Raw genomic sequence first — 22,272 nt, forward strand, 5'->3', positions numbered from 1 at the left:
GCCGGCAAGTATTATATTTTTTAACCTCTCTATATAATAATCAAGGGGCTTTGTCGTTATTACAAGTGTCTTATTGTCGCAAGTTTTTGCAAAAAGAATTTCGGCATAACAAACTAAAATATTTCGTTAATTGCTATATTGCACGCATATTTCTCGGACAACTCAAATCTTTTTTCTATGAAGATTAATTTTAAACTGTTGGTATTGTGCATTGCTATCACCGGCGGGTTTACAGGATGTAAAAACTCCAAATCGGACTACAAGAATACGTCCAGAGCTACCGGATGGAAAATAAATGACGGTGACGGGGGCTTTGAATACAATACGAACTTTAAAGAACAGGAAACCGCTCCGGGCCTGGTATTTATAGAAGGTGGTACCTTTACTATGGGTAAGGTACAGGACGACATTATGCACGACTGGAATAATACGCCTACTCAACAACACGTACAGTCTTTCTACATGGATGAAACCGAAGTGACCAATCTGATGTACCTGGAGTATCTCGACTGGCTCAAGAAAGTCTTCCCTCCGGGAACACCTATGTACGAAAACGTATACAGCGGAGCGCTGCCGGACACTATGGTATGGAGAAACCGACTCGGATATAACGAAGTGATGACCGATAATTATCTTCGTCACCCTGCTTATGCCAATTATCCCGTAGTGGGTGTAAACTGGGTTCAGGCCGTACAGTTCAGCGAATGGAGGACCGACCGCGTAAACGAGTTGGCTCTTGAGAAAGAAGGTTACATCGCACAAGGCACCAAAAATTCCGTTACCGTAGGTGAGGTCAGCGGAACTTTCAGTACCGGCACTTACCTCATGAACCCCAGAGCTGCTTACGGTGGTAATGTAGACAGCCTGCAGGGTAAGCGGAAAAAAGCTAATGACAGTACCAATGTGTACGCCAAACTTACTTCCGGCGTTATCCTTCCGGGATACCGATTACCCACGGAAGCAGAGTGGGAATATGCCGCCATAGCTATTGTAGGTAACCGGGAGTACAACAACATACGTGGAAGAAAAAAATATCCGTGGGACGGAGAATATACCCGCTCTTCCCGGAAGTCAGCCAAGGGAGACCAACTGGCCAACTTCAAACAGGGACGCGGAGACTATGGTGGTATAGCCGGATGGTCAGACGATGGTGCCGATATTACTGCGGAAGTAAAATCTTATCCCCCCAATGATTTCGGCCTTTATGATATGGCCGGAAACGTAGCGGAATGGGTTGCAGACGTGTATCGCCCGGTAGTTGATGACGAAGCGAATGATTTCAACTATTACAGAGGTAACGTATATACCAAAACCGCAATGAACGACGATGGTACCGTAACCGTACTCGATCCGGACCAGGTAGTTTATGACACGCTTCCCAACGGAAAGATCATCGCCAAAAACCTCCCTGGTTCCGTAGTTAAGGTGCCTATTACGGAAGAAGATGCCTACCTGAGACCTAATTTCTCCAAGAGTGATAACAGGAACTATCGCGACGGGGATTTCAGCTCGTCCCGTTATTTCGACAGGTTCTACGATGAAAGTGAAGCTACCGCAAGTGGAGATACCCGGAAAATGTACAATTCGCCCAAGCACAATATCGAAGTGGATGAAGAAGGTAAAATGGTTATGGAATACGACAAATCCAACAGAAGAACCACACTTATCGGCGATGACGTCCGTGTATATAAAGGAGGTTCATGGAGAGACCGTGCCTACTGGCTCGACCCGGCACAAAGACGCTTCCTGCCGCAGTATATGGCCACGGATTACATCGGTTTCCGATGTGCGATGTCGCGGGTTGGATCTAAAGCAAAACAAAGACGGAAAAGACCAAAAGGTTAATCTGCCAAAATAATAACGTATTATAAGCCCCGGCTCCTTAAACAGGTCGGGGCTTTTTGTTATTTTTACCCTATGAACACAGCAGAACTCTACACCATATATCTGTCTTGTAACAAAGTTTGTACGGACACCCGGAAAATCCAGAAAGGAGACCTATTCTTCGCCTTGAAAGGAGATCGTTTCAACGGCAATGAATTTGCCGGACAAGCCCTGAAAAACGGCGCCTCCTATGCGGTTATCGACGAAAGCAAGTACCGGACCGGGCCGGAAACCATAGTAGTAGATAACGTATTGCACACCCTACAGCAACTGGCCCGTTTTCACAGAAAGGAGACAGGTATTCCTATCATAGGGCTAACCGGAAGTAACGGAAAAACAACTACTAAAGAGCTGATCAATGCGGTCCTCTCTAAAAAATTCCGCACCGTCGCCACGCAGGGGAACCTCAATAATCATATCGGTGTACCGCTCACCCTGCTCTCCATGGATAAGGATACCGAAATGGGAATCGTCGAGATGGGTGCCAATCATTTAAAAGAGATCGAATTTCTCTGTAATATTGCCGAACCGGATTACGGGTATATCACCAATTTCGGAAAAGCACATCTCGAAGGGTTCGGTGGTATCGAAGGCGTGATTAAGGGGAAAAGCGAACTGTACACCAGCCTGATGAAAAGGGAAAAGCTTGTTTTCTATAACGCCGAAGATCCCATACAAACCGAAAGGCTAAAGGGATATCCGCATATTTTCGGGTTTGATACGCTGGGCCATTCCGATGTAAAATTCCGTTTTGTCGAAGCCGATCCTTTTGTTACTCTCGAATATGCCGGGATGCTTGTCCATTCCTCACTTATAGGGCGGTATAACGTGAATAATATCGCTGTAGCTATGACCATGGGGGCCTATTTCGGTATTTCCGCAGAAGCGATCAAAGAAGCTATTGCTTCGTATATTCCGGCCAATAACCGGTCTCAGATCATCACTAAAAACGGCCGCAAGATCATTCTTGACGCTTACAATGCCAACCCAAGCAGTATGAAAGTGGCCCTGGAGAATTTTACCGCACTGCCATATCCCGATAAAACGATCATCATAGGCGATATGTTCGAACTGGGAAAAGAAGCAGAAACAGAGCATCAACATATTGCTGACCAGATCTCGGAATTACCGGAAGGAAGTGTAATCCTTGTCGGTGAAAACTTTTTTCTGACGAAGTCCAAGCATCTCAAATTCCGAAATTTCGAAGCCCTGAGCATGCATTTCTCCGAGATTTCAATCCCCGGAACAACATTGTTCATCAAAGGCTCAAGAGGCATGGCCCTGGAAAGGGTGCTGGATTTACTTTAGGAGTATAAAAACCTACAAACCCGTTGCACGTCTCCTACGTACATGCAACGGGATATTTTTGTTTATGCATTACACTTCCCGTCCCATCAGAGGGTCTGTTCTGGAAGGGTTGCCTGTCTCCACACGACCCGCATAGCGTCTCGCATAGGCTGCCACACCCGAAATGCTCACGGTAAAATCGTACCATCCGAAACTTTCGGATGCAGGCACAACAATCTCACCGGAACTGTTTTTCGCCACTCCGCTGCGGATTTCAGTTTTCTTGTACGCATTGTCCGTCAGTGTAACCACAATATTCCTGTCCGAACGGTTCTGTACTTCCAGTACTATATTTCCGGACAGTTTTTTGAGAAACCTTCCACTTTTTTCATACATGCAGCAAAGCGCCACTCCGGGATCATTTGCATCACCGGTAAACTCCCGGTAAAATCCATTCGGCCCGTAAACCCTAAGATGATAATTTTCATTTTCGAAATGATCCAGGGGCCATTCTTCCCGTATAGTGTCTCCCGCCTTTACTGCAAAAGGCCATGCTTTTACGGCTTCCATAGAGACGCTGCCGTCCTGGACCTCCTGTTTGTACTTTCCGGGTGCATAGACGTGAAAAGGTGCTCCTGCGGCCCTATTTCCAAAAACGGCATCGGCCGCCCGGAATGCGATCTCAAAAGTCTTACGATCCTTTCCGAGTTTACCGTCTGCATAAAGCTCGTATGGTAATGCACAGGACTCCTTAGTCCCTTTTTCCTGCACAGGCATATAAGGTACATCCGGATTTTCCCTGGCTTCACGTATCTGCGCATCGGACAAGGGACTGAAATTAGAAGGCACATCTTTAAAAGATGCATTATATACTTTCTGCATCCACAGGTTCCGGTCTACGAATTCATCATAACGAAAACCGGAAGGATCATAGGGTCGGAATGCCGAGGTCAGATCGCTGCATATGGCACGCCGCCAGGAGCTGATATTGGTTTCCCGCACCTGTTTCCCCATGCGTTTCTCCAACCACTGTTCCATAAACATCAGGGTAGAAGTTATATCACAGACCTCGGAATTCACCCAGCCTCCCCGTGTCCATGGAGAGGCCACGATCAGCGGCACCCTGTATCCGAGCCCTGCAGGACTCTCCCGCGCATCTTCGGGCTTCATACCTTCTTTCCGGAGCTCCTCTTCCATCGTCACGAAATCCTGTGCCGTATCCAAACCTTCGGAATACGCATTTTTATGCCTTGGGTCAGGGGCTACAAAAGGAGGTACATGATCGAAATACCCGTCGTTCTCATCATAGGTAAGTATAAAAACGGTCTTTTTCCATACTTCCGGGTTCCTGGTAAGGATATCCAGCACTTCCGACACATACCATGCACCGTACCAGGGTGCGCTGGGATGGTCCGAAAACTTCTGCGGGGCGACCAGCCAGGAAACGGCAGGCAGCTCCCCGTTATTCACATCGGTCCGGAATTGATGCAGGATGTCTCCCTTCGGGATTTTCAGCGTACGTTCCTCCCCTTTTTCGGAATACGTAATGGTTTCGGTCTTGTGATAATCCGGATCTTCAATATTAGTGGTAAAAGCTTTTCTATGCAGGTTTTTCTGAAAATCGGAAAGCTTTTCAAAATTATCGGGGTTCCACACCCGGAGTTCTTCCGTAATTTTTTCGAGCTGGTTCTTTTTCTGATCCAGCGTATTGCGAAGCTTCTGTGTCTGTGCGGCCGGCAGTCTGCCGATCTCTTTCTGCAACGCTTCGATCTCGCCCGGAAGTTCTTCCCTTCTCTTCTTCAAAAACTGCTGGTGGCCCTTGCTATATCGTACATTAAACTGGGAGAACCACTCCAGGTTGTTGTCTGTAAAATTGGCCAGAAGCGATTCGTCCTCACCTTCCAGTTCGGTTTGCAGACTGATCTCATTTTGGTACACCCGCCAGGATACTCCGTTTTCCTCCAGCCGTTCCGGAAAGGTTTTCCAATTCGCCTCTTTAGTATAGTACACCTCCGAGTTCCTTACATTGGGCGATGCCGTTGGGGATGCCCTGTGCGTTCCGCTCCAGAAAAAAAGACGATTGGTCGTAGTTCCTGTCAGTGATGAGCAAAAATGCTGGTCGAAAACCGTAAAAGCATCGGCAAAGGCATAGTAAAACGGAATATCTTCCCTGTTGTAATATCCGAGCGTAAAAGGAATGTCCTTATATGCTTTTCTCCAGGTTTGTTTTGCAACCAGCCATTTATCGTATTTTCCATGATTACGGGCATCTACCTGGTTTTCCCATGAATGTGGCAGGTCGCCCATCCAGGTTGCTTTGGTTTCCTGCATGTTCAGACGGAACGGCACATAGGTCTCTCCTTTGCTGTTCCGCTGCATCCAAACAGGATTTTTATCGGGCAATGCTATGGCTCGCGGATCGTTGTATCCCCTGACTCCTTTCAACGTGCCGAAACAATGATCAAACGACCTGTTTTCCTGCATCAGCAATACTACGTGTTCCGCATCTTCAAAAGAAGTGCCTTCGTCCGGGTTAATAGCCAGGGCTTTCTGGATAGAAGGTGGGAATGCCATGGTTACCCCCACTCCTCCAGTAAGCAGAGCGGCTTTTTTCAAAAAATCTCTTCTCGTATCCATTTCATATCGTCTTATATATGAAATCAGGAAATGCCGGAGACCAACATTTTGCATCCTCCCGGCATTCCCCGACTCATCACATTATATTATTGCAATATCCACATCAGCTCATTCACATTGTCATTACCGCTGTACTGCCTGTCTATAGCTTCATTCAGATGGGTACTGTTGTAATCCAGTTCATTCTGCGGGTATAGCCACCGAACTGGTAGCCTGTCTGAAGGTATATTTTCGTTGGTTGCAGGATTGACAGGAAATTCCGGATATCCCGTTCTGCGGTTTTCGTAAAACCCTTCCCTCGGCGCCTGCATAAATGTACAAATATATTTTTGCGTAATAATCTGCTCCAGCTGCGCTTCAAAAGTCCCTGCAAACTGTACGGCAGGGGTATTGTCATAATAATTATCAATATAATCCGCATCCATGAGGCGACCGTGATTGAATGCTGCTCTTTCCGGCGTATTTTCAGCTACAAAACTCATGGCAGCCCGAATACCTTCCCGATAAAAACTTTCGGCATTCCCGGAAATCCATCCGCGAATATTCCCTTCGGCAAGCATAAACTGTACTTGTGCATAACTCATTATAAATACCGGTTCTCCTTCCGGGATCTCCTTATACCTGTCATTGATATCCGAATAATCATCGGTAGCGTGAATAGACTGCATATCGGCATAAGGCATGGAGGGGTCCGTTCCTTTATAAGCATCATAATCCGAAACATCGGCGCCTCCTTCTATCGCTACGGGTGAAGGAGCAGCATAGTAGAACAGGCGAAAGTCTTCGAATTCTTTTAACTTATCGATAATAACACTGGACACCATCGGATATATGACCGACTGGTTTCCCAGCTTATAAAAAGGATACATCTGGTTGGCAGCATTGACATAATTCAACTCAAAATTATCCTCATTTCCCTGTATTAACGGGCGATTAGCGACTATATCCGCAAAACGTTCCCGCACCCTCAGGTCCGTGTCGGCAGTTTTCTTATACAAGTATAGCAAGACCTTCAATTCGAAAGCATTTACCGCTTTTCGCCATTGCCCGACATTTCCTTCATAGATCATATCACCTGTAAAATCTTCCCCGGCTGCGAAAAGGGCATCTGCTTCATCCAATTCGTCCAGGATCCCTGCAAATACCTCCTTCTGAGTATCGTATAAAGGGCGAAGATTGCTCTCGCTCTCTCCTTTAAGGGCATCGCTATACGGAATATCCCCGACCTCTATAGACATATTAAAAAAATTGACAGCTCTGACGAAATGTCGTAACGCCCGGTACGAATTGACTATACCTTCGCCCAGCCCTTCGGTAGATTCTGCATATTCCACCATCTTGTCTGCATCGACCAACCGGCTCATCTTATTAAAATCTGTCCGGCTGAACCTGTTATACTGTTCGTTTCGGGGAAACTCGCTCCACAGAATATATTTGCTATACATGTGTTGCCCCATAAAATTACTCGCAATGTCTTCTCTGGTTATATTGAGGATAACCTGTGAGGCCAGAGTCTCCGGACTTCCGGAAGTGATTCCGTCCGGATTGGTATTGATTTCATCAAAATCGCCTGTACATGCGGTATGAAGAAGAAGTAACAAAGCACTCCCCAAAGCCGCTTTTTTATATATACTTTTCATGTTTTCTATTTTTTGGATTTATCGGGATTGGCTATATGCAGATTAATATTCAACCCTACAAACCGTTGTGAAGGGGAAGAAAGCTCACTGTCGTTATTGGAATCCGGATCTGCAAAACGGAAATCCTTGGTCCACAAAAATACGTTCTGCGCCGTCAGGGATACTCTCGCCCTGCTCATCCCCCAACGTTCGCTAACCGATTTCGGAAGCGTGTACCCGATAGCTATTTCACGCAACTTGAAAAAGGTCGCGTCCGAAGCACCGAGCGTTCCGTCTCCATACCTACGGGCATACGTTTCGTAAGACACCTTGGTATCGTTGGAAGCATACGTACGGGTATCCTCTGTAATGCGACCGTATTGATCGTAAGTAACAGTACCGGAGACCACCTGCACCCCATTACCCACATAAGACGTATTTCCGTTCACCACTTCATCGTACCGCCATTGGTTATCACTATCGGGATGCGATCCGGTATCCCACATTTTATACGATGTATAGTTGTACAATGTACCGCCTACGCGACCGTCAAAGCTAAGATGAAAATCAAAGTCCTTCCAGGTCAGCGCGTTGGTAAAACCCCAGATAAAATCGGGGTCCGTATATCCGAAAACCGAACCATAATCACTCCGTACAGGAAGCCCCCCGGTATTATGGATCACATTGCCATCCGGATCCCGTAACCAAGCATTTCCGGTATAAACATCTACCCTTCCTCCGGATTTTGTCCAAAGATTGTTTGCCGAATAATCCGGATCGAGATCTTTGTAGTACAGATGTGTCTTCGACCAGTTGATACTCATATCCCAGGTGAAGTCTTCTTTTTTGATTATCCCTGCATTCAGCGTTATTTCCAACCCTTTTCTCAACAGGGTTTCTTTGGTATTTACAAGGATCCCCGAAAATCCGGAAGAACCTGCTATAGACGCATATATCTGCCTGTCGTAATTATAAACGTTGTAGTAAGCGACATCCACGTTCAGGCGGTTCTGTAAAAAATAGGCTGCTGTTCCGATCTCCCAGGTCCTTTTTATCTCCGGAGAGATATCTTCATCTCTTCGGATGTTTCTCGTATAGGAGGCACTGTTATAATCTCCCCAGGTACCGATATTCAAACTGTAATTGATATTGGTATCATATACATCGAGATCTTCTTTGGACTGTGTCCAGGACCCTCTTACTTTCCAGAGATCCATCCATTCGGGCAGGGTAGCCAGTTCATTGATCAGTACACTTCCCGCTACCGACGGATAAAAGAAAGACCTGGTGGAAGCCGGCAGGGATGAACTCCAGTCATTACGTCCGGTAACATCGACAAAAACGGCATCTTTCCAGGAAAAAGAAGCCAGCCCCAACAAACTGTTTACCTGTTTTTCTGTTCTGGACGAAGACACATTAGGCCTTTCTTTGGAATTATTCAGGGAGTATATTCCCGGAACCACCAATCCGTTCCTGGTAGAACTACCAAGGTATTCGTTTTCCCATTTAAACATGGATGCCCCTGCAGTCAGATCGATATCAAAATCGGTCCATACATCTTTTTTCTCGTAATTGAAGAGCAGGTCCGTATTCAGACTGTATCCTTTATATTGGTTCACACTATACATTCCGTTGGCATGCCAGCCGCGGGTAGAGTTGATCCCGGGCGGATTTCTCCTCCTGTTGGTATTGGAATAAAAATCGTAACCTACACGAGCTGTAATTTTCGCTCCCGAGAAAGGTTTGTACGAAGACGTTATATTACCATTAAGCATATTATTCTCCTGCCCGTTCAGTTTTTCGTAAGCGATGAGATAAGGATTATCGTACCAGGCTTTGTAATGCCAGTTCTGCTCCTGGTTTGGAACCACCCAATAATCCCGGAACTTCCTGACATCGTATTCGGGGCCGGTCCACATCAACAACTGATAGATATACCCCTGGTCTCCGTATCCCGCTCCTGTAGTCTGCGGAGCCGTGCTGCGATTATATCCCAGGGTACTTTGAAGTTCGAAATCATCGCCGAGTTTCAGCTTCCCGGTTACGTTGGCATTGAGCCTGTTGAGACGCAGGTTGGGATACTGTCCTTTATTATACACGTGGGTGATGGAGGTGCGTATGGACCCGATATCACCGGTTCGGGCAAAACTTACGTTATTGTTGGCTATAAAACCGGGTTCGAGGAAATTCTTAAAATTATTTTTCCCCCTTGAGGTCAGCTCCATAACCTCGAGTTGCTTGGTTTCGGGATTCCATTGCTCTTCCATAATTCCCGCATCGAGTTTGTTCCCCCAAACATAATCTACAGCATTGTATTCTCCGCCGATACCAGCACTGTAAGAATGCTGTACTTTGGGAAGTGCGAGATAACCGGCAAACATCATATTGTTGCTGTTTACGGAAATCCCGTTACCTCCGCTCTTGGTCGTAATCACTATAGCTCCTCCGCCTCCACGTATACCATATAAGGCGGATGCCGTTGCCCCTTTGAGTACATCCATACTTTCTATATCGTCAGGTGCGATCTGCTGAAGTGTCATATTACTATACGGAACGCCATCTACCACAAGTAACGGATTCTGAGTTCCTCCCCGAAGGCGTATCTGGGGCGCCTGGTTAAACTCCGTACTATTCTGTATACGAAGTCCTGCTACCTTTCCGGTAAGTGACGTAGCCACATCAACGCCTTTCACTTCCTGAACAGCATCTCCGCTCACACGCTGTACCGCATACCCGAGTTTTTTCTCTTCTCTTTTGATACCCAGCGCAGTAACCACTACATTCTCGAGAGCCTGTACGTCCTCCTGCATCGCTACGTTGATGGATGTACGTGTCCCCACGGTTTCTTCTTTTCGTTGAAAACCGATGTAACTGAACACCAGAATGCTCTCCGTATCCGGAACAATCAGTTCGTATTTACCATCCATATCGGTAATAGCTCCCTGTGTCCCGTTTTTCACGAAGACAGACACACCCGGCAGGGGAAACCCGTCTCCCTCTGAGGTTACCTGTCCGCTAACCTGAATTCCCTGATCTGCCTGTTCATACCCGTTGCCACGTTCACCTTTTGCAGCAAACAACAAGGCGACATGCAGCAACGAGGCCAGTAGAAAACCTGTCTTTCCCCAAAACAGGATCCCTCGTTTAGTTTTGTTTCTCATCTTTAATTTGGTTTTAGTTAATTAGCATTAATTAGTCCTCTGCTATTACTGTTTCCGTATCGGCCGGTTTGCCCGCACAAAAAACAGCCCGATAGCATTATTCTTATAGGTGTTATCGATAACACCTATAAGAATTTTCCTTCTGGTTACAAGTATAAATGATGCTTTAATTTCCCCCGCAAAGGTGTCTATAAATCCCTGTTTTCCGGGTTTTCTTAAAGTGATCAAAAAGTTACGATTACATCACTCCTCATTGCAATCATCTTCCTTACGGACGTTAATCTGTTATGCAAACCCACTAAAAATCAACAACACAAACAGGTTATTCTGTTTTCTCACCCTTTTTTCTTCTTAATATTCGGTTAACACGGTCTTTACGAAGGTTTTCTCCAATGATATGCTTTGGGCCGTGTAAATGCCCTGATCCCTTGTACGGAAAGTGTCGCTCCGAGTCCGGAATTCCTTCGTCCCGACCAGGGAACATAAGGACTCACCCGATCACAGCAGTTCCAGTACACGGTACCTGTATCCATGACATCAAGAATGGCCTTGGCCCGTTGTTCGTCTGCGCAGAAAACGGCTGCCGTAAGTCCGTAACCGGTATCCTGCATGAGCCTTACAGCCTCTTCGTCTGAGCTTACTTTCTGTATCCCTATGACCGGACCAAAAGACTCCTCTTTCATAATATCCATTTCGTGATTACAGTTTATGAGTACGGCAGGCTCTATATAATAGCCTTTTCCCGGAACACGCTCTCCTCCTGTTCTGAGCGTTGCTCCTTTATGCACGGCATCTTCCACCTGTTTGGCAAGCACTTCGAGTTGTGCTTCGCGGGTCACGGGGCCGATAAAGGTATCGGGCGACGCGGGGTCTCCCATAGTGTAGGTTCCCACCTCCTGCACAAAAGCTTCTACGAATTCATTATAAATACTTTCGGCAACATAGATCCGCTCTACAGCACAACAACTTTGTCCGTTGTTATAAAAAGCCCCTTCGGCAGCATGGATTGCAGCCTGTTTCACATCTGCCACATCATCTGCGATGTACAACGGGTCTTTCCCTCCCAGTTCCAGTTGTAGCGGAACAAGTTTACGGGCGACCGTTTCTGCAATATGGACCCCGGTCTTATAGGACCCGGTAAAAAAGTAACCGTCAAAGTTCAGCTCCAGCATGGACTGCCCCAATTTTCCATCACCGATAACACATTGAAAGACATCCCGGGGAACTCCGGATAAATGCATGTACTTTTCAAACTGCTTTCCCGTCATCGCCGCATATTCCGAAGGTTTGTACATGACGGCATTTCCTGCAACAAGAGCATATAAGAACACATTGTATCCTACATTATACGGGAAATTCCAGGCAGATATATTTGCTATCACCCCCAAAGGTTCGTAGGTAATTTTCTCATGTGTATTTCCCGTATCGGTCATCACCTCATCCGCAAGTACACGCACGGCATATTCCGACAGGTGTTCTATCCTGTTATGGGCACCGTTTATTTCGTTTAACGACTGCTGTATGGGCTTACCGGTCTCGGCCGTAAGCACAGCGGCAAGCTCATTCTTATTTGTTCTTACCAGATCTCCGAATTTCCGGATACACTCCAGGCGCTCCCCCGGGGTACGCAATGCCCATGCTTTCTGACCGGCCTTCAAGGCACTGAACTTACCGGAAAGCGTCTCGGCAGTATCTTCCTGATATTCGGCAATGATTGCTTCCGTTGCAGGATTACATATTTTCATAATTAAGATTTTACGTGTTCGAGAAATGCATTGTACAGCGTATCTTCACTGATCAGTTCTCCCCGAAGGGTATGTGTAAATTCCGGATGCCATTGTACACCGAGTACCTTACCTTCCGGTGCTTTTTTATATCCGAAAGCCTCTACAAGCCCGTCCCGGGATGTGGCATAGATCTCCAGGTTTTTCCCCAGATCTTTCACAGCCTGGTGATGCACGGTATTGACATAAGGTTCCGGTACATCCCGATACAATGTATCCAGGTAGGTCCCCGGCACAAATTCTATACGATGTTTTATGGTATCGTAGCGTTCGGCCGAACGGTGAATATCCTTCCCGGTCGTCTGGGTCGCAATATCCTGGTATAAGCTACCTCCGAAATATACATTCATCAGTTGCATCCCACGGCAAATCCCGAAAACAGGTTTGCTGTTTTTCATCGCAAAGTCGAGCATATACAACTCATACCGGTCCCTGTAGGCATCTCCTTTCCAAGGACCTACAGGGGTTTCCCCATAAGTTTCCGGAGCGAGATCCGTTCCTCCCTGAAATACAAAACCGTCCATTTCGGATAAAATATCATCCAGAAAATCCTTTTTTACGTCGGGGATCAGCACCGGCAATATCCCTTTCCGCGTAATATAGCGTGCCATATCGTTCTCCAGGTAATTCAGCGATTTCGGTCCGAAAACATTACGTTGTTTGTCCGGATACATAAAGCAGGAGGAAATCCCTATCTTTCTCATATTTAAAACGCTTCTTTATACAGGCTTCTGAAATCTTCCCTTGTCACTGGCTTCGGATTATTGGGGTGACAAAAATCGGCTATGGCCAGATCGGAGAGCGTTTCCAGATGTTGTTCCCCGACCCCTATTTGGGAAAGTTTTGACGGTAATCCGAGTTTGTCATTGAGCTCAAAAAGGTAAGTCACAACCTGGTCTCCCTTTCCGGCTCCGATTCCCAGGGCATAAGCCATGTTATCAAACCGGTCTTCGAAACCGTTATAATTAAATTTCATACCATAGGGCAGGTTCACGGCATTGGCCAGCCCGTGGTGCGTATCGAGCAAACCGGAAAGCGGATGTGCCAGGCTGTGTACAACGCCAAGGCCTTTCTGAAAAGCTACTGCTCCCATAAGAGATGCCAGCAGCATGTGCGCACGCGATTCCACATCGGGACCTTTAGTGGCCTTTTCGATTGCGCCTGCAATCAACCTCATCCCTTCCAGGGCTATACCGTCACACATGGGGTGAAATCCCCTGGCGAGGTACGCTTCCAGATTATGTGTCAGGGCATCCATACCTGTTGCTGCAGTAACAAAAGGGGGTAATTCCATAGTAAGTAAAGGATCGGCAAAGACTGTTTTTGCCATCAGTTTCGGACTGAAAAGAATTCTTTTCTTTTTGGATTGGTCTTCAGATATAATAGCACTCCTTCCTACTTCACTACCGGTTCCGGCCGTAGTAGGTATGGCTACAAAATGAGGGACTTCTCCGGTTACATACCGGTCTCCCCCGATAAGATCATCATAATCAAAAAGATCCCTTCGATGGTTTACCCGCAACACGATGGCCCGGGCAACATCGAGAGCAACACCTCCCCCGATCCCCACAACACTGTCCCTACCGGTCTTCTCGTACATATCCCCTCCCTTGAGCACATCCGATTTTACCGGGTTTTTATGCATCTCACTAAATACTTCCACACTCAGCCCTGCCTGTGCAAGATCTCGGATGATGCTCTTGAAAAAACCGAGTTCTTTCACAACCGGATCCGTAACCAGCAGCGGACTGCGAAGATCATTCGCTTTCAAATAGGCTCCGAGCTCACTAACCGCACCGGCACCAAAACGGATAGGGGCAGGAAAGTTAAATCCGCAAATTTTATTTATATCTATCATATTACGTTAAATAATCTCAAAATATCGTTTTGTTTCCCAATCGGTAACTTCGGCAGAAAATTGCCTCCATTCCCATTCCCTGGTTCCGGTAAAATGTGCTATAAAATCTGTCCCGAACATTTCCCTGGCCAACGCGGAATTCTTCATGCGTTGTGTCGCTTCATACAGGTTTGCAGGGAGTACCCCGTGCTTCTTATCCTCGTAACCATTACCTGTTGTTGCGGGAATTTCGAGTTTCAATCCCTTTTTAATCCCGTATAGCCCGCTGGCCAGGCAACCGGCCATAGCGAGATACGGATTGACATCCGATCCTACTACCCTGTGCTCTATACGGGCCGATTTCTCGGAAGCTGTCAGGGTCCGAAGTGCTACGGTACGGTTATCTTCGCCCCAGGTTACGGTGGTGGGCGCCCAGGCTCCCTCTACCAGTCGCTTATAGCTGTTTATGGTTGGGGCGAACAAGGGCAGTATTTCAGGAAGACAATGGAGTTGTCCGGCCAGAAAACTCTTCATAAGATCACTCATATTGGCAGGATCGGAAGCTTCGAAAAACAGGTTTTTCTTCTTATCAGCATCCCACAGACTCTGATGTATATGTCCGCTGCACCCCGGCAATTGCCTGGACTGCTTGGCCATGAAGCTCGCTATAATACCGTGTCTACAGGCAATTTCTTTAGTGGCCGCCTTAAACAGTGTTGCCCTGTCCGCCGATTCGACGATATCCCCGTACAAAATAGCTGCTTCCGTAACCCCCGGTCCCGTTTCGGTATGTAACCCTTCGAGAGGCACACCGAAACTTTCGAGCAAATCGAACAGGTCGTGAAAAAAACTACTGTTTTCAGACATTTTTAATACGGAATATCCGAACATCCCGGGCATCATGGCCTGTGGATGCTTAAAATCCTTTTCGTGCAACGCGTCGGTGGTTTCGCGGTAATTAAACCATTCGAATTCCTGTGAATACATAGGTTTATATCCCAGACCTTCGGCCTCGGCAGTTATTTTTCTGAGCAGGCTGCGGGGACACAAAGCCCGCCCGGGGCCATCCAGATCAAAATCTGCGAGAAATAAAGGAATATTCCCCTCCCACGGCACGGTCCGCTCCGTATCCGGATCTATCCGGGCATCGAAATCACCGTATCCCATGTGCCAGCCTACCGCCCCGGTATTATCGTATGCGCCGTCATTGACATCCCACCCGAATACTACCGAACAGAATCCGAAGCCATTCTCTAAAGCGGAAATAAATTTGTCGCGATGCATAAATTTTCCACGGAGCACACCGTCTATATCCGTGATGGCAACTTTCACCTTGGTATGTTTACTTTCTTTTAGTCGGGTAATTAGCTCTTGTTTGTTCATAATGCTGAATAACTCATTTTTTTGTTGAGGAATACTAGAAAATATACATAGGAAAGTCCTACGATGCCAAAGAAGATCAGGGCGAGAACGGGATAATTATAAGACATTGCTATGAGGGCAATAACAGCAATGACCAGTGCTGTTAACGGAAACAGAGGATAAAGAGGTACACGGAACGGACGCTCCATTTCCGGTTCCTTCTTCCGGAGTGCAAAAAAAGAGATCATAGATACGATATACAGCCCCAGCGCACCAAAGCAGGCAATGGTTATGATATCGCCTGTTTTTCCTGTAATCAATGCCACGATCCCTACCAGCATATTGGCTATCAAGGCATTGGCCGGAGTCCGGAATTTAGTATTTACTTTTCCAAGCAATTGCGGTGCATATCCTACCCGGCCAAACTCGAAAGTGGCCCTTCCCCCCGCCAGGATGATACCGTGAAAAGATGCTACGAGGCCCAACAGGCCTATACCGATAAGTAATTTGTACAGCACATGTCCTTCTGCAATGATCCGGGATAAAGCCAGGGGAAGCGGAGAATCGGATGCTATGTTACTGCCCTGGGGATATACGATAGCTTCCCATCCCGCCACCCCTACGGCAGAAACAAAGGTAAGTACACATAAGAGGACCAGTGTAACAATGGCAGAACCAAATCCGAGCAGCACATTACGTTGCGGATTGATCGTTTCTTCGGCAACATTCGCGACACCTTCTATGGCAAGAAAAAACCATATAGCAAATGGAATGGCTGCGAAGATACCCGCAAAACCATTGGGCATGGGGTTGATCTGTAAATGGGTAATATCAAATTCCGGAAGGGCCACTCCTGCAAAGATCAGGAGTTCGATAATAGCCAGTACAGTAATGACAAGTTCGAAAGATGCCGCAAATTTTACCCCGAGAATATTAATACCGGTGAATATGATATATGCCCCGATAGCAAAAACCAAAAGATCTACAGATGGATACAACAGGTTCAGGTAAGCACCGATAGCTGCCGCAATAGCAGGAGGGGCAAACACAAATTCGATATTCTGTGCAATGCCGGCAACAAAACCCAGATGACGTCCCAGCCCGCGATTGGCATACTCAAAAGCTCCTCCCGCTTTCGGAATGGCACATGCCATCTCGGTATAACTAAAAGTAAAGGTGCAGTACATGATAATAATGAAAAAGGTAGCGATGGCCAGGCCGTATGTTCCTCCTTTTTCCAATCCGAGATTCCATCCGAAATACATTCCGGAAATGACATACCCTACTCCCAGCCCCCATAACATCAAAGGGGTCAGAGCCTTATTCAACTGAACTTCACTCATGGTTGGTTATTAATTTACCGTTTCCGGTTGATTATCATGCAAAATTCCAGGCTCAGGGCTTTCAAAATGTTCTTTCTGCCCGATATTGTTTTTCAGAATCCTTTCCAAACAATAAAGAGCTTCATCCGTAATTCCGGGAGCATCAGGTAACACACCTCTCCTTTTTGAAGCCTCTCAGCTATCGATCCCGTGTAAAACTACCACAAAATGCGATTAAACAACAATTATAACCATATTTTTTACTATTTTTAGAATATAAATCTATTTATTTAACTATATAAGTTCATAAAAACCAAATAAAACCCGCAAACACTTTAAATTCAGAATAAAACTACTACGATATGAAACTGGACGATAAAGACCTGAAGATATTGTCTCTTTTACAGGAAGACGCCAACATCAGTAACAAGGAACTCGCAGCAGCTACAGGGCTGACTGTAACACCGGTATATGAACGCATCAAAAAGCTGCATTCCTTGTCACTACTTAAAAAGAAGGTATTTATACTCGACAGAAAAAAGCTCGGGCTAAGTGTTATGGCGTTGGTCTTTGTAAATCTCGAAAAACATTCGGATGAAGGAGCACTTACTTTTATGAACGGCATAAAAAAGTATCCCGAAGTGGTGGAATGTCTGCACATTACAGGCGCATATGATTTTTTACTAAAGGTGTATGCCCGGGATATAGACCATTTTCATGAGTTTAACTTTAAAAAACTGGCTTCCATAAAAAATGTCCGCCACATGGAAAGTCATTTTGTGATGAACGAAGTCATCAACACGACAAGCTTCCCCTTGCTTAGCTGATGTACCTATATAGTCCAAACCTATATCCCATTCATCAGAACAGACATTGCTCATACGTTATGCCAACCAAAAATTGAATACTTTTGCCTGACCCGGAACACTTGTAGTACTATATTCTACGTATGGAAAAAAGAGAACGAATACTCTACGCCGCCCTGAACCTTATCATAAAACAGGGTTTACAGCATACCCCGATGTCACAGATCGCCGAGACAGCCGGAGTTGGCATGGGAAGCGTCTACAAACGTTTCAGGAACAAGGAAGATATTGTCAATGGTATCTATGTAAAGATCAAGACCGAAGAAGCGGAAATAATCTTCGTTAACTACGACGAAAAGCTCGGTGTTGCCGAAACATTCAGAGATGTTTACGGGAGAATGATTGCCTATTTCCTGGAAAACCCGTTAAAATTTAATTTTATCAGTCAGTATGCTTTTTCTCCTGTTATTGAGAAAAAAACGCAGCAGGAAGCCATGTCGCTTTTTTATCCTTTTGATGACATGTATGCCCGTGGGCATGCCCGGGGACTTTTTAAAGATATCAAACCGCAACAGCTTACGTATTTTGTATTCGGTTCGTTGTGTTATTGGTTAAAATGTGCTTCGGAACTCGGCCTTTTGATTAACGACCATCTCAAAGAACAATTTCTGCAAATGGCATGGGACTCCATTAAAAAACAAGACTAAAACCTTTAACTTTTCTTTAACAAATACTGAACGAATATTCAGTCTGTCCCTCTTAATTTTGGTTACACGTCTAATTAAAAACACTATACGCATGGCTAAAATTGCATTAAAAGACAAAGTAACGGTAGTGGCCGGTGGTGCCAAAAACCTCGGCGGTCTTATCAGTACCACGTTTGCCCGGGAAGGATCGGATATATTAATCCATTATAACAGCGACTCCACGAAGCAAGCTGCAGAAGAAACCCGGAAAGAAGTAGAAGCTCTCGGACGGAAAGCGGTAATTTTCCAGGCAGATCTGACCAAACCCGACAATGTCACCAGATTATTTGAGGTCGCCAGGGCAGAGTTCGGACGGGTGGACATCGCGGTCAATACCGTAGGTATGGTACTTAGAAAGCCTATCTCGGAAACCACGGAAGAAGATTATGACATCATGTTCGGAGTTAACTCCAAGGCCGCGTATTTTTTCATTAAAGAGGCCGGGAAAAACCTGGAGAAAGACGGAAAAATCATTACCATAGTCACTTCCCTGCTGGCCGCTTTCACCGATGGATACTCCACCTATGCCGGAGGTAAAGCCCCCGTAGAACATTTTACCCGTGCAGCAGCCAAAGAGTTCGGCACCAAAGGAATCTCTGTAACTGCTATTGGCCCCGGACCTATGGATACACCGTTCTTTTATGGCGAAGAGACTCCGGAACGGGTAGAGTTTCACAAGTCTCAGGCTATGAACGGCTTCCTCACCGTTATCGAGGACATCGTACCTATCGTAAAGTTTCTGGCAACGGACGGCTGGTGGATTACGGGGCAAACCATTTTTGCAAATGGCGGATATACCACCCGGTAATTCTTAACCAAACAAGGCGGGTCCCGTTGCCCGCCTTGTTTTTTTAATACAGTATCATTATTCGGATAACGGGTTACGGATCTTTCCGGATACAGCTCTTCCGCAAGCCAAGTAACCAGATGCGGGTTCTCCCGGATTTCTCAAAAAACAACAGCTCTTCATTTCTCTTTTCCGGCGGCTTACATAGTATTTTAATTCAATTTCCTTTAAGTTTGTCATAGCAATGGTCATACCCTCTGGGATAAACGGAATACTAACGTAACATATAATAGCGCCAATGGAATTATCTAAAGTTTTTGAAAACAACAAAAATTGGATTACCAAAAAACTGGAAACGGATTCCGGTTATTTTGAAAACCTGTCTAAAGGCCAGAACCCGGAAATTCTTTATATCGGCTGTTCCGACAGCCGGGTAACGGCAGAAGACCTGATGGGAGCACAGCCGGGTGAGGTGTTCGTTCACCGAAATATTGCCAACATGGTCATCAGTATAGACCTCAACGTCATGTCGGTGGTCAACTACGCTGTTAACCATTTAAAAGTTAACCATGTCGTCGTATGCGGACACTATTTCTGTGGAGGTGTAAAGGCTGCTATGCAGGCGGAAGACCTGGGTATTCTCAATCCCTGGCTCCGCAATATACGCGATGTCTACCGGCTTCACAAAAAGGAACTGAATGCCATCCCGGACGAAACCGAGCGATACAACAGGCTCGTCGAGCTCAACGTGCAGGAGCAATGCGTAAACCTCATAAAAACTGCCGCGGTACAAAAAGCTTATAAAGAACGCGGACTTAAAGTTCACGGTTGGGTATTTGACATTCACAGTGGTAAACTCATCGACCTTCAGATAAATCTCGATAGCCTGCTTAAGGATATTATGGAGATCTATAACCTGGAAGATTAAAACTTTTTTTGCATATCACCGGGAAGATAACCACAGGTGTTTTCCCGGTTTCCCTTCGCTTTTCCGTCCACACATCGTGTACGCCCCGTAAACCGGCGAAACCAAAATATAATTTTGTGCTTCATTAAAATTTAGTATATTCGCTATACTTATTGTGTTCGTGCACATTTAATTTACAGAAAAACCGGGAAAAGTTCCCGATCTTATAAAAGCATGTGTGTTGAGTAGAGATCAGGTGTGGGAATATTTTGTGCGTTCCTGCCCTGATCTTTTAAATTACGGTCTTAGTTAACAATCTTCAGATCATGAAACGAAGAAATTTTATCGGACTTGCCTCCGCCGGATCGGTAACTTTATCCGCTGCACCGCTATTTGCAGGCAGCGTCACTGCCGACATGAAAACTGTGAAAAAACCGGTATTAAAAATTGCGCATATCACCGATGTACACATTCGTCCGGAAGAAAATGCTCCCTTACGTTTCCGGAAATGTCTGCGGGAAATCAGCGGACTCGGTATCGATTTTTTTCTTAACGGAGGCGATGCTATCTACGCCGCAGATTACGACGGCATTCCCCGGGAACGGGTCAGAGCGCAATGGAAAATATGGAAAGACTGTCTTATCGAAATCAGCGATTACCCTGTATATAGCTGTATCGGCAACCACGATATATGGTGGGATGCTCCGGATCAAGACGATCCCATGTATGGTAAAGACTTTGTGGTGCAATCTTTAGGCATCCCACATCGGTATTACAGTTTCTCTGCGAAGGGATGGCACTTTATCATACTGGACGGCAACAATCCTTCGGTCTCCCTCGATGAAGAACAATTCGGATGGCTGGAAAACGAACTGGCACAACTTCCCGCAAACACCCCTGTACTTCTGATGTCTCACTACCCCATACTGGGCGTTACCCCGTATTGGGAAGGCGGGATGCATTCGGATTACAAGAGGCTAAAAACCTTGTTTTACAAACACAAAGACAACGTAAAATTATGTCTTAGCGGGCATCAGCATCTTCTTGACAGTGTTACGTACAACGGAACTTCATACTTCTGCAACGGGGCACTGAGCGGGTTTTGGTGGGAGAAAGGGGACGATTATTCCGCCGGAAAGGGATATTGCCAGGAAACCCCTCCGGGCTATGCCATCATCGAACTCTATTCGGACGGGACTTTCTCCAATACCTATATTCCGCATCGTTATTAGCCTATAGTATCCACGTAAACACAAGTATTATGAAAACTTCACCTTTAAAAATTTTATACATCCTGTTGACATTGTGTCTCCTGGCCTGTAAAGACGACGAAAGTACTACCGAATTTACCCTGATGACCTATAATATATACCACGGAGAGCACTACTATAACCGGGGCGAAAGTAACCTTAAAGGCCTTGCATCCGTCATCAACCGTGTACAACCCGATTTTATAGCCATGCAGGAAGTAGACAGTATGACAGTGCGAACGGCAGGCTTTAACCAGGGCCTGAAAAAGGATCTCGTGAAAGAACTGGAAAAGCTGACCCGGATGCACGGTTTATTCGGAAAGGCCATAGACTATAACGAAGGGGGTTACGGAGAAGGTTTGTTAAGTGCCGAACCGGTAGTGAGCGGCATTGTTCACCTGCCTACTCCCGAAGGCGGGGAAGGACGTGCGCTCATCTATGCCACTTATACCTATGACGGAAACAAGAAAGTAACATTTGCCGCAACACATCTGTGCCACGAATACGAAAAAAACCGTGTTGCCCAGATCCGGGTAATCAGCGATTTTCTCCTGAAACTCGGACATCCTGTTGTACTTGCAGGCGACCTTAATTTCAGGGAAGGTTCTGCTCCCTATAATATTCTGGCAGCTCACTGGACCGATGCTGCCAAAGCTTTCGGTAACCCGGAAAACACCATTCCGGCAAATGCTCCGAAGTCGAGAATAGATTATATATGGGTGGATAAAAACAGCGCATGGGACATCAGGTCGGTCGATGTTCCGAAAGAAGACTACTCCGATCATATGCCTGTTGTAGTCAAAGCTAAGCTGAAGCAATAAAAAAAGGCCGGGATGATCCGGCCCTTTCCACTTACACTAACACAAATAAAATAGAGGAAAAA

16 protein-coding genes are annotated in these 22,272 nt (G+C 46.1%); 8 read left to right on the forward strand and 8 right to left on the reverse strand.

Features of this window, described 5'->3' with window-relative positions:
- Positions 1–177 precede the first annotated feature (177 nt).
- Both gldJ and BT112_RS06035 read left to right on the forward strand, forming a co-directional pair.
- Positions 178–1,845 carry a gliding motility lipoprotein GldJ gene (gene gldJ / locus BT112_RS06030; RefSeq protein WP_072316458.1) on the forward strand — a complete coding sequence of 556 codons (1,668 nt, stop codon included), beginning with the start codon at positions 178–180 and terminating at the stop codon, positions 1,843–1,845.
- A 72-nt stretch (positions 1,846–1,917) separates the two neighbouring features.
- Complete coding sequence (locus BT112_RS06035; protein ID WP_072316459.1) at positions 1,918–3,192, forward strand: UDP-N-acetylmuramoyl-tripeptide--D-alanyl-D-alanine ligase; 1,275 nt, start codon at positions 1,918–1,920, stop codon at positions 3,190–3,192.
- Positions 3,193–3,261: 69 nt separating this feature from the next.
- Here the strand turns inward: BT112_RS06035 and BT112_RS06040 are convergent, their stop codons facing one another.
- The 8 genes from BT112_RS06040 to eat form a co-directional block, all read right to left on the reverse strand.
- On the reverse strand, positions 3,262–5,808 hold the full coding sequence (locus BT112_RS06040) for a phosphocholine-specific phospholipase C (protein ID WP_072316549.1): 2,547 nt from the start codon (positions 5,806–5,808) through the stop codon (positions 3,262–3,264).
- Positions 5,809–5,894: 86 nt separating this feature from the next.
- The gene (locus tag BT112_RS06045) at positions 5,895–7,448 is read right to left on the reverse strand and encodes a SusD/RagB family nutrient-binding outer membrane lipoprotein (protein WP_072316460.1); all 1,554 of its coding nucleotides are present in this window, start codon (positions 7,446–7,448) and stop codon (positions 5,895–5,897) included.
- 5 nt (positions 7,449–7,453) lie between these two features.
- Positions 7,454–10,588, reverse strand: a complete 3,135-nt coding sequence (locus BT112_RS06050; protein WP_072316461.1) for a SusC/RagA family TonB-linked outer membrane protein — start codon at positions 10,586–10,588, stop codon at positions 7,454–7,456.
- 374 nt (positions 10,589–10,962) lie between these two features.
- Positions 10,963–12,333, reverse strand: a complete 1,371-nt coding sequence (locus BT112_RS06060) for an aldehyde dehydrogenase family protein (protein ID WP_072316463.1) — start codon at positions 12,331–12,333, stop codon at positions 10,963–10,965.
- A 2-nt stretch (positions 12,334–12,335) separates the two neighbouring features.
- Positions 12,336–13,076: a gamma-glutamyl-gamma-aminobutyrate hydrolase family protein gene (locus BT112_RS06065; RefSeq protein ID WP_072316464.1), complete on the reverse strand. Its 741-nt coding sequence runs from the start codon at positions 13,074–13,076 to the stop codon at positions 12,336–12,338.
- A 2-nt stretch (positions 13,077–13,078) separates the two neighbouring features.
- A complete protein-coding gene (locus BT112_RS06070; RefSeq protein ID WP_072316465.1) occupies positions 13,079–14,230 on the reverse strand; it encodes an iron-containing alcohol dehydrogenase in 1,152 nt (383 codons plus the stop codon).
- Positions 14,231–14,236: 6 nt separating this feature from the next.
- Positions 14,237–15,592 (reverse strand): glutamine synthetase family protein, encoded by a 1,356-nt coding sequence (locus tag BT112_RS06075; protein WP_072316466.1) that lies wholly within the window; start codon positions 15,590–15,592, stop codon positions 14,237–14,239.
- A complete protein-coding gene (eat, locus tag BT112_RS06080) occupies positions 15,589–16,914 on the reverse strand; it encodes an ethanolamine permease (RefSeq protein ID WP_072316467.1) in 1,326 nt (441 codons plus the stop codon). Before eat ends, BT112_RS06075 begins: the two co-directional genes overlap by 4 nt.
- A 341-nt stretch (positions 16,915–17,255) precedes the next feature.
- Between eat and BT112_RS06085 the strand changes: the two genes are divergently transcribed.
- The 6 genes from BT112_RS06085 (at position 17,256) to BT112_RS06110 (ending at position 22,210) form a co-directional block, all read left to right on the forward strand.
- The gene (locus BT112_RS06085; protein WP_072316468.1) at positions 17,256–17,720 is read left to right on the forward strand and encodes an Lrp/AsnC family transcriptional regulator; all 465 of its coding nucleotides are present in this window, start codon (positions 17,256–17,258) and stop codon (positions 17,718–17,720) included.
- Between the two features lie 122 nt (positions 17,721–17,842).
- Positions 17,843–18,406: a TetR/AcrR family transcriptional regulator gene (locus BT112_RS06090; protein ID WP_072316469.1), complete on the forward strand. Its 564-nt coding sequence runs from the start codon at positions 17,843–17,845 to the stop codon at positions 18,404–18,406.
- A 91-nt stretch (positions 18,407–18,497) separates the two neighbouring features.
- Positions 18,498–19,253, forward strand: coding sequence for an SDR family oxidoreductase (locus BT112_RS06095; RefSeq protein ID WP_072316470.1), 756 nt, complete (start codon positions 18,498–18,500; stop codon positions 19,251–19,253).
- 277 nt (positions 19,254–19,530) lie between these two features.
- Positions 19,531–20,160 (forward strand): carbonic anhydrase, encoded by a 630-nt coding sequence (locus BT112_RS06100; RefSeq protein WP_072316471.1) that lies wholly within the window; start codon positions 19,531–19,533, stop codon positions 20,158–20,160.
- Positions 20,161–20,465: 305 nt separating this feature from the next.
- Entirely contained in the window at positions 20,466–21,371 is a 906-nt protein-coding gene (locus tag BT112_RS06105; protein ID WP_072316472.1) for a metallophosphoesterase family protein, read from the forward strand.
- A gap of 29 nt (positions 21,372–21,400) precedes the next feature.
- Positions 21,401–22,210, forward strand: coding sequence for an endonuclease/exonuclease/phosphatase family protein (locus tag BT112_RS06110; protein WP_072316473.1), 810 nt, complete (start codon positions 21,401–21,403; stop codon positions 22,208–22,210).
- The last annotated feature ends 62 nt before the right edge of the window (positions 22,211–22,272 follow it).

The sequence above is a fragment of the Sinomicrobium oceani genome, assembly GCF_900119185.1.
GTDB classification, from domain to species: domain Bacteria; phylum Bacteroidota; class Bacteroidia; order Flavobacteriales; family Flavobacteriaceae; genus Sinomicrobium; species Sinomicrobium oceani.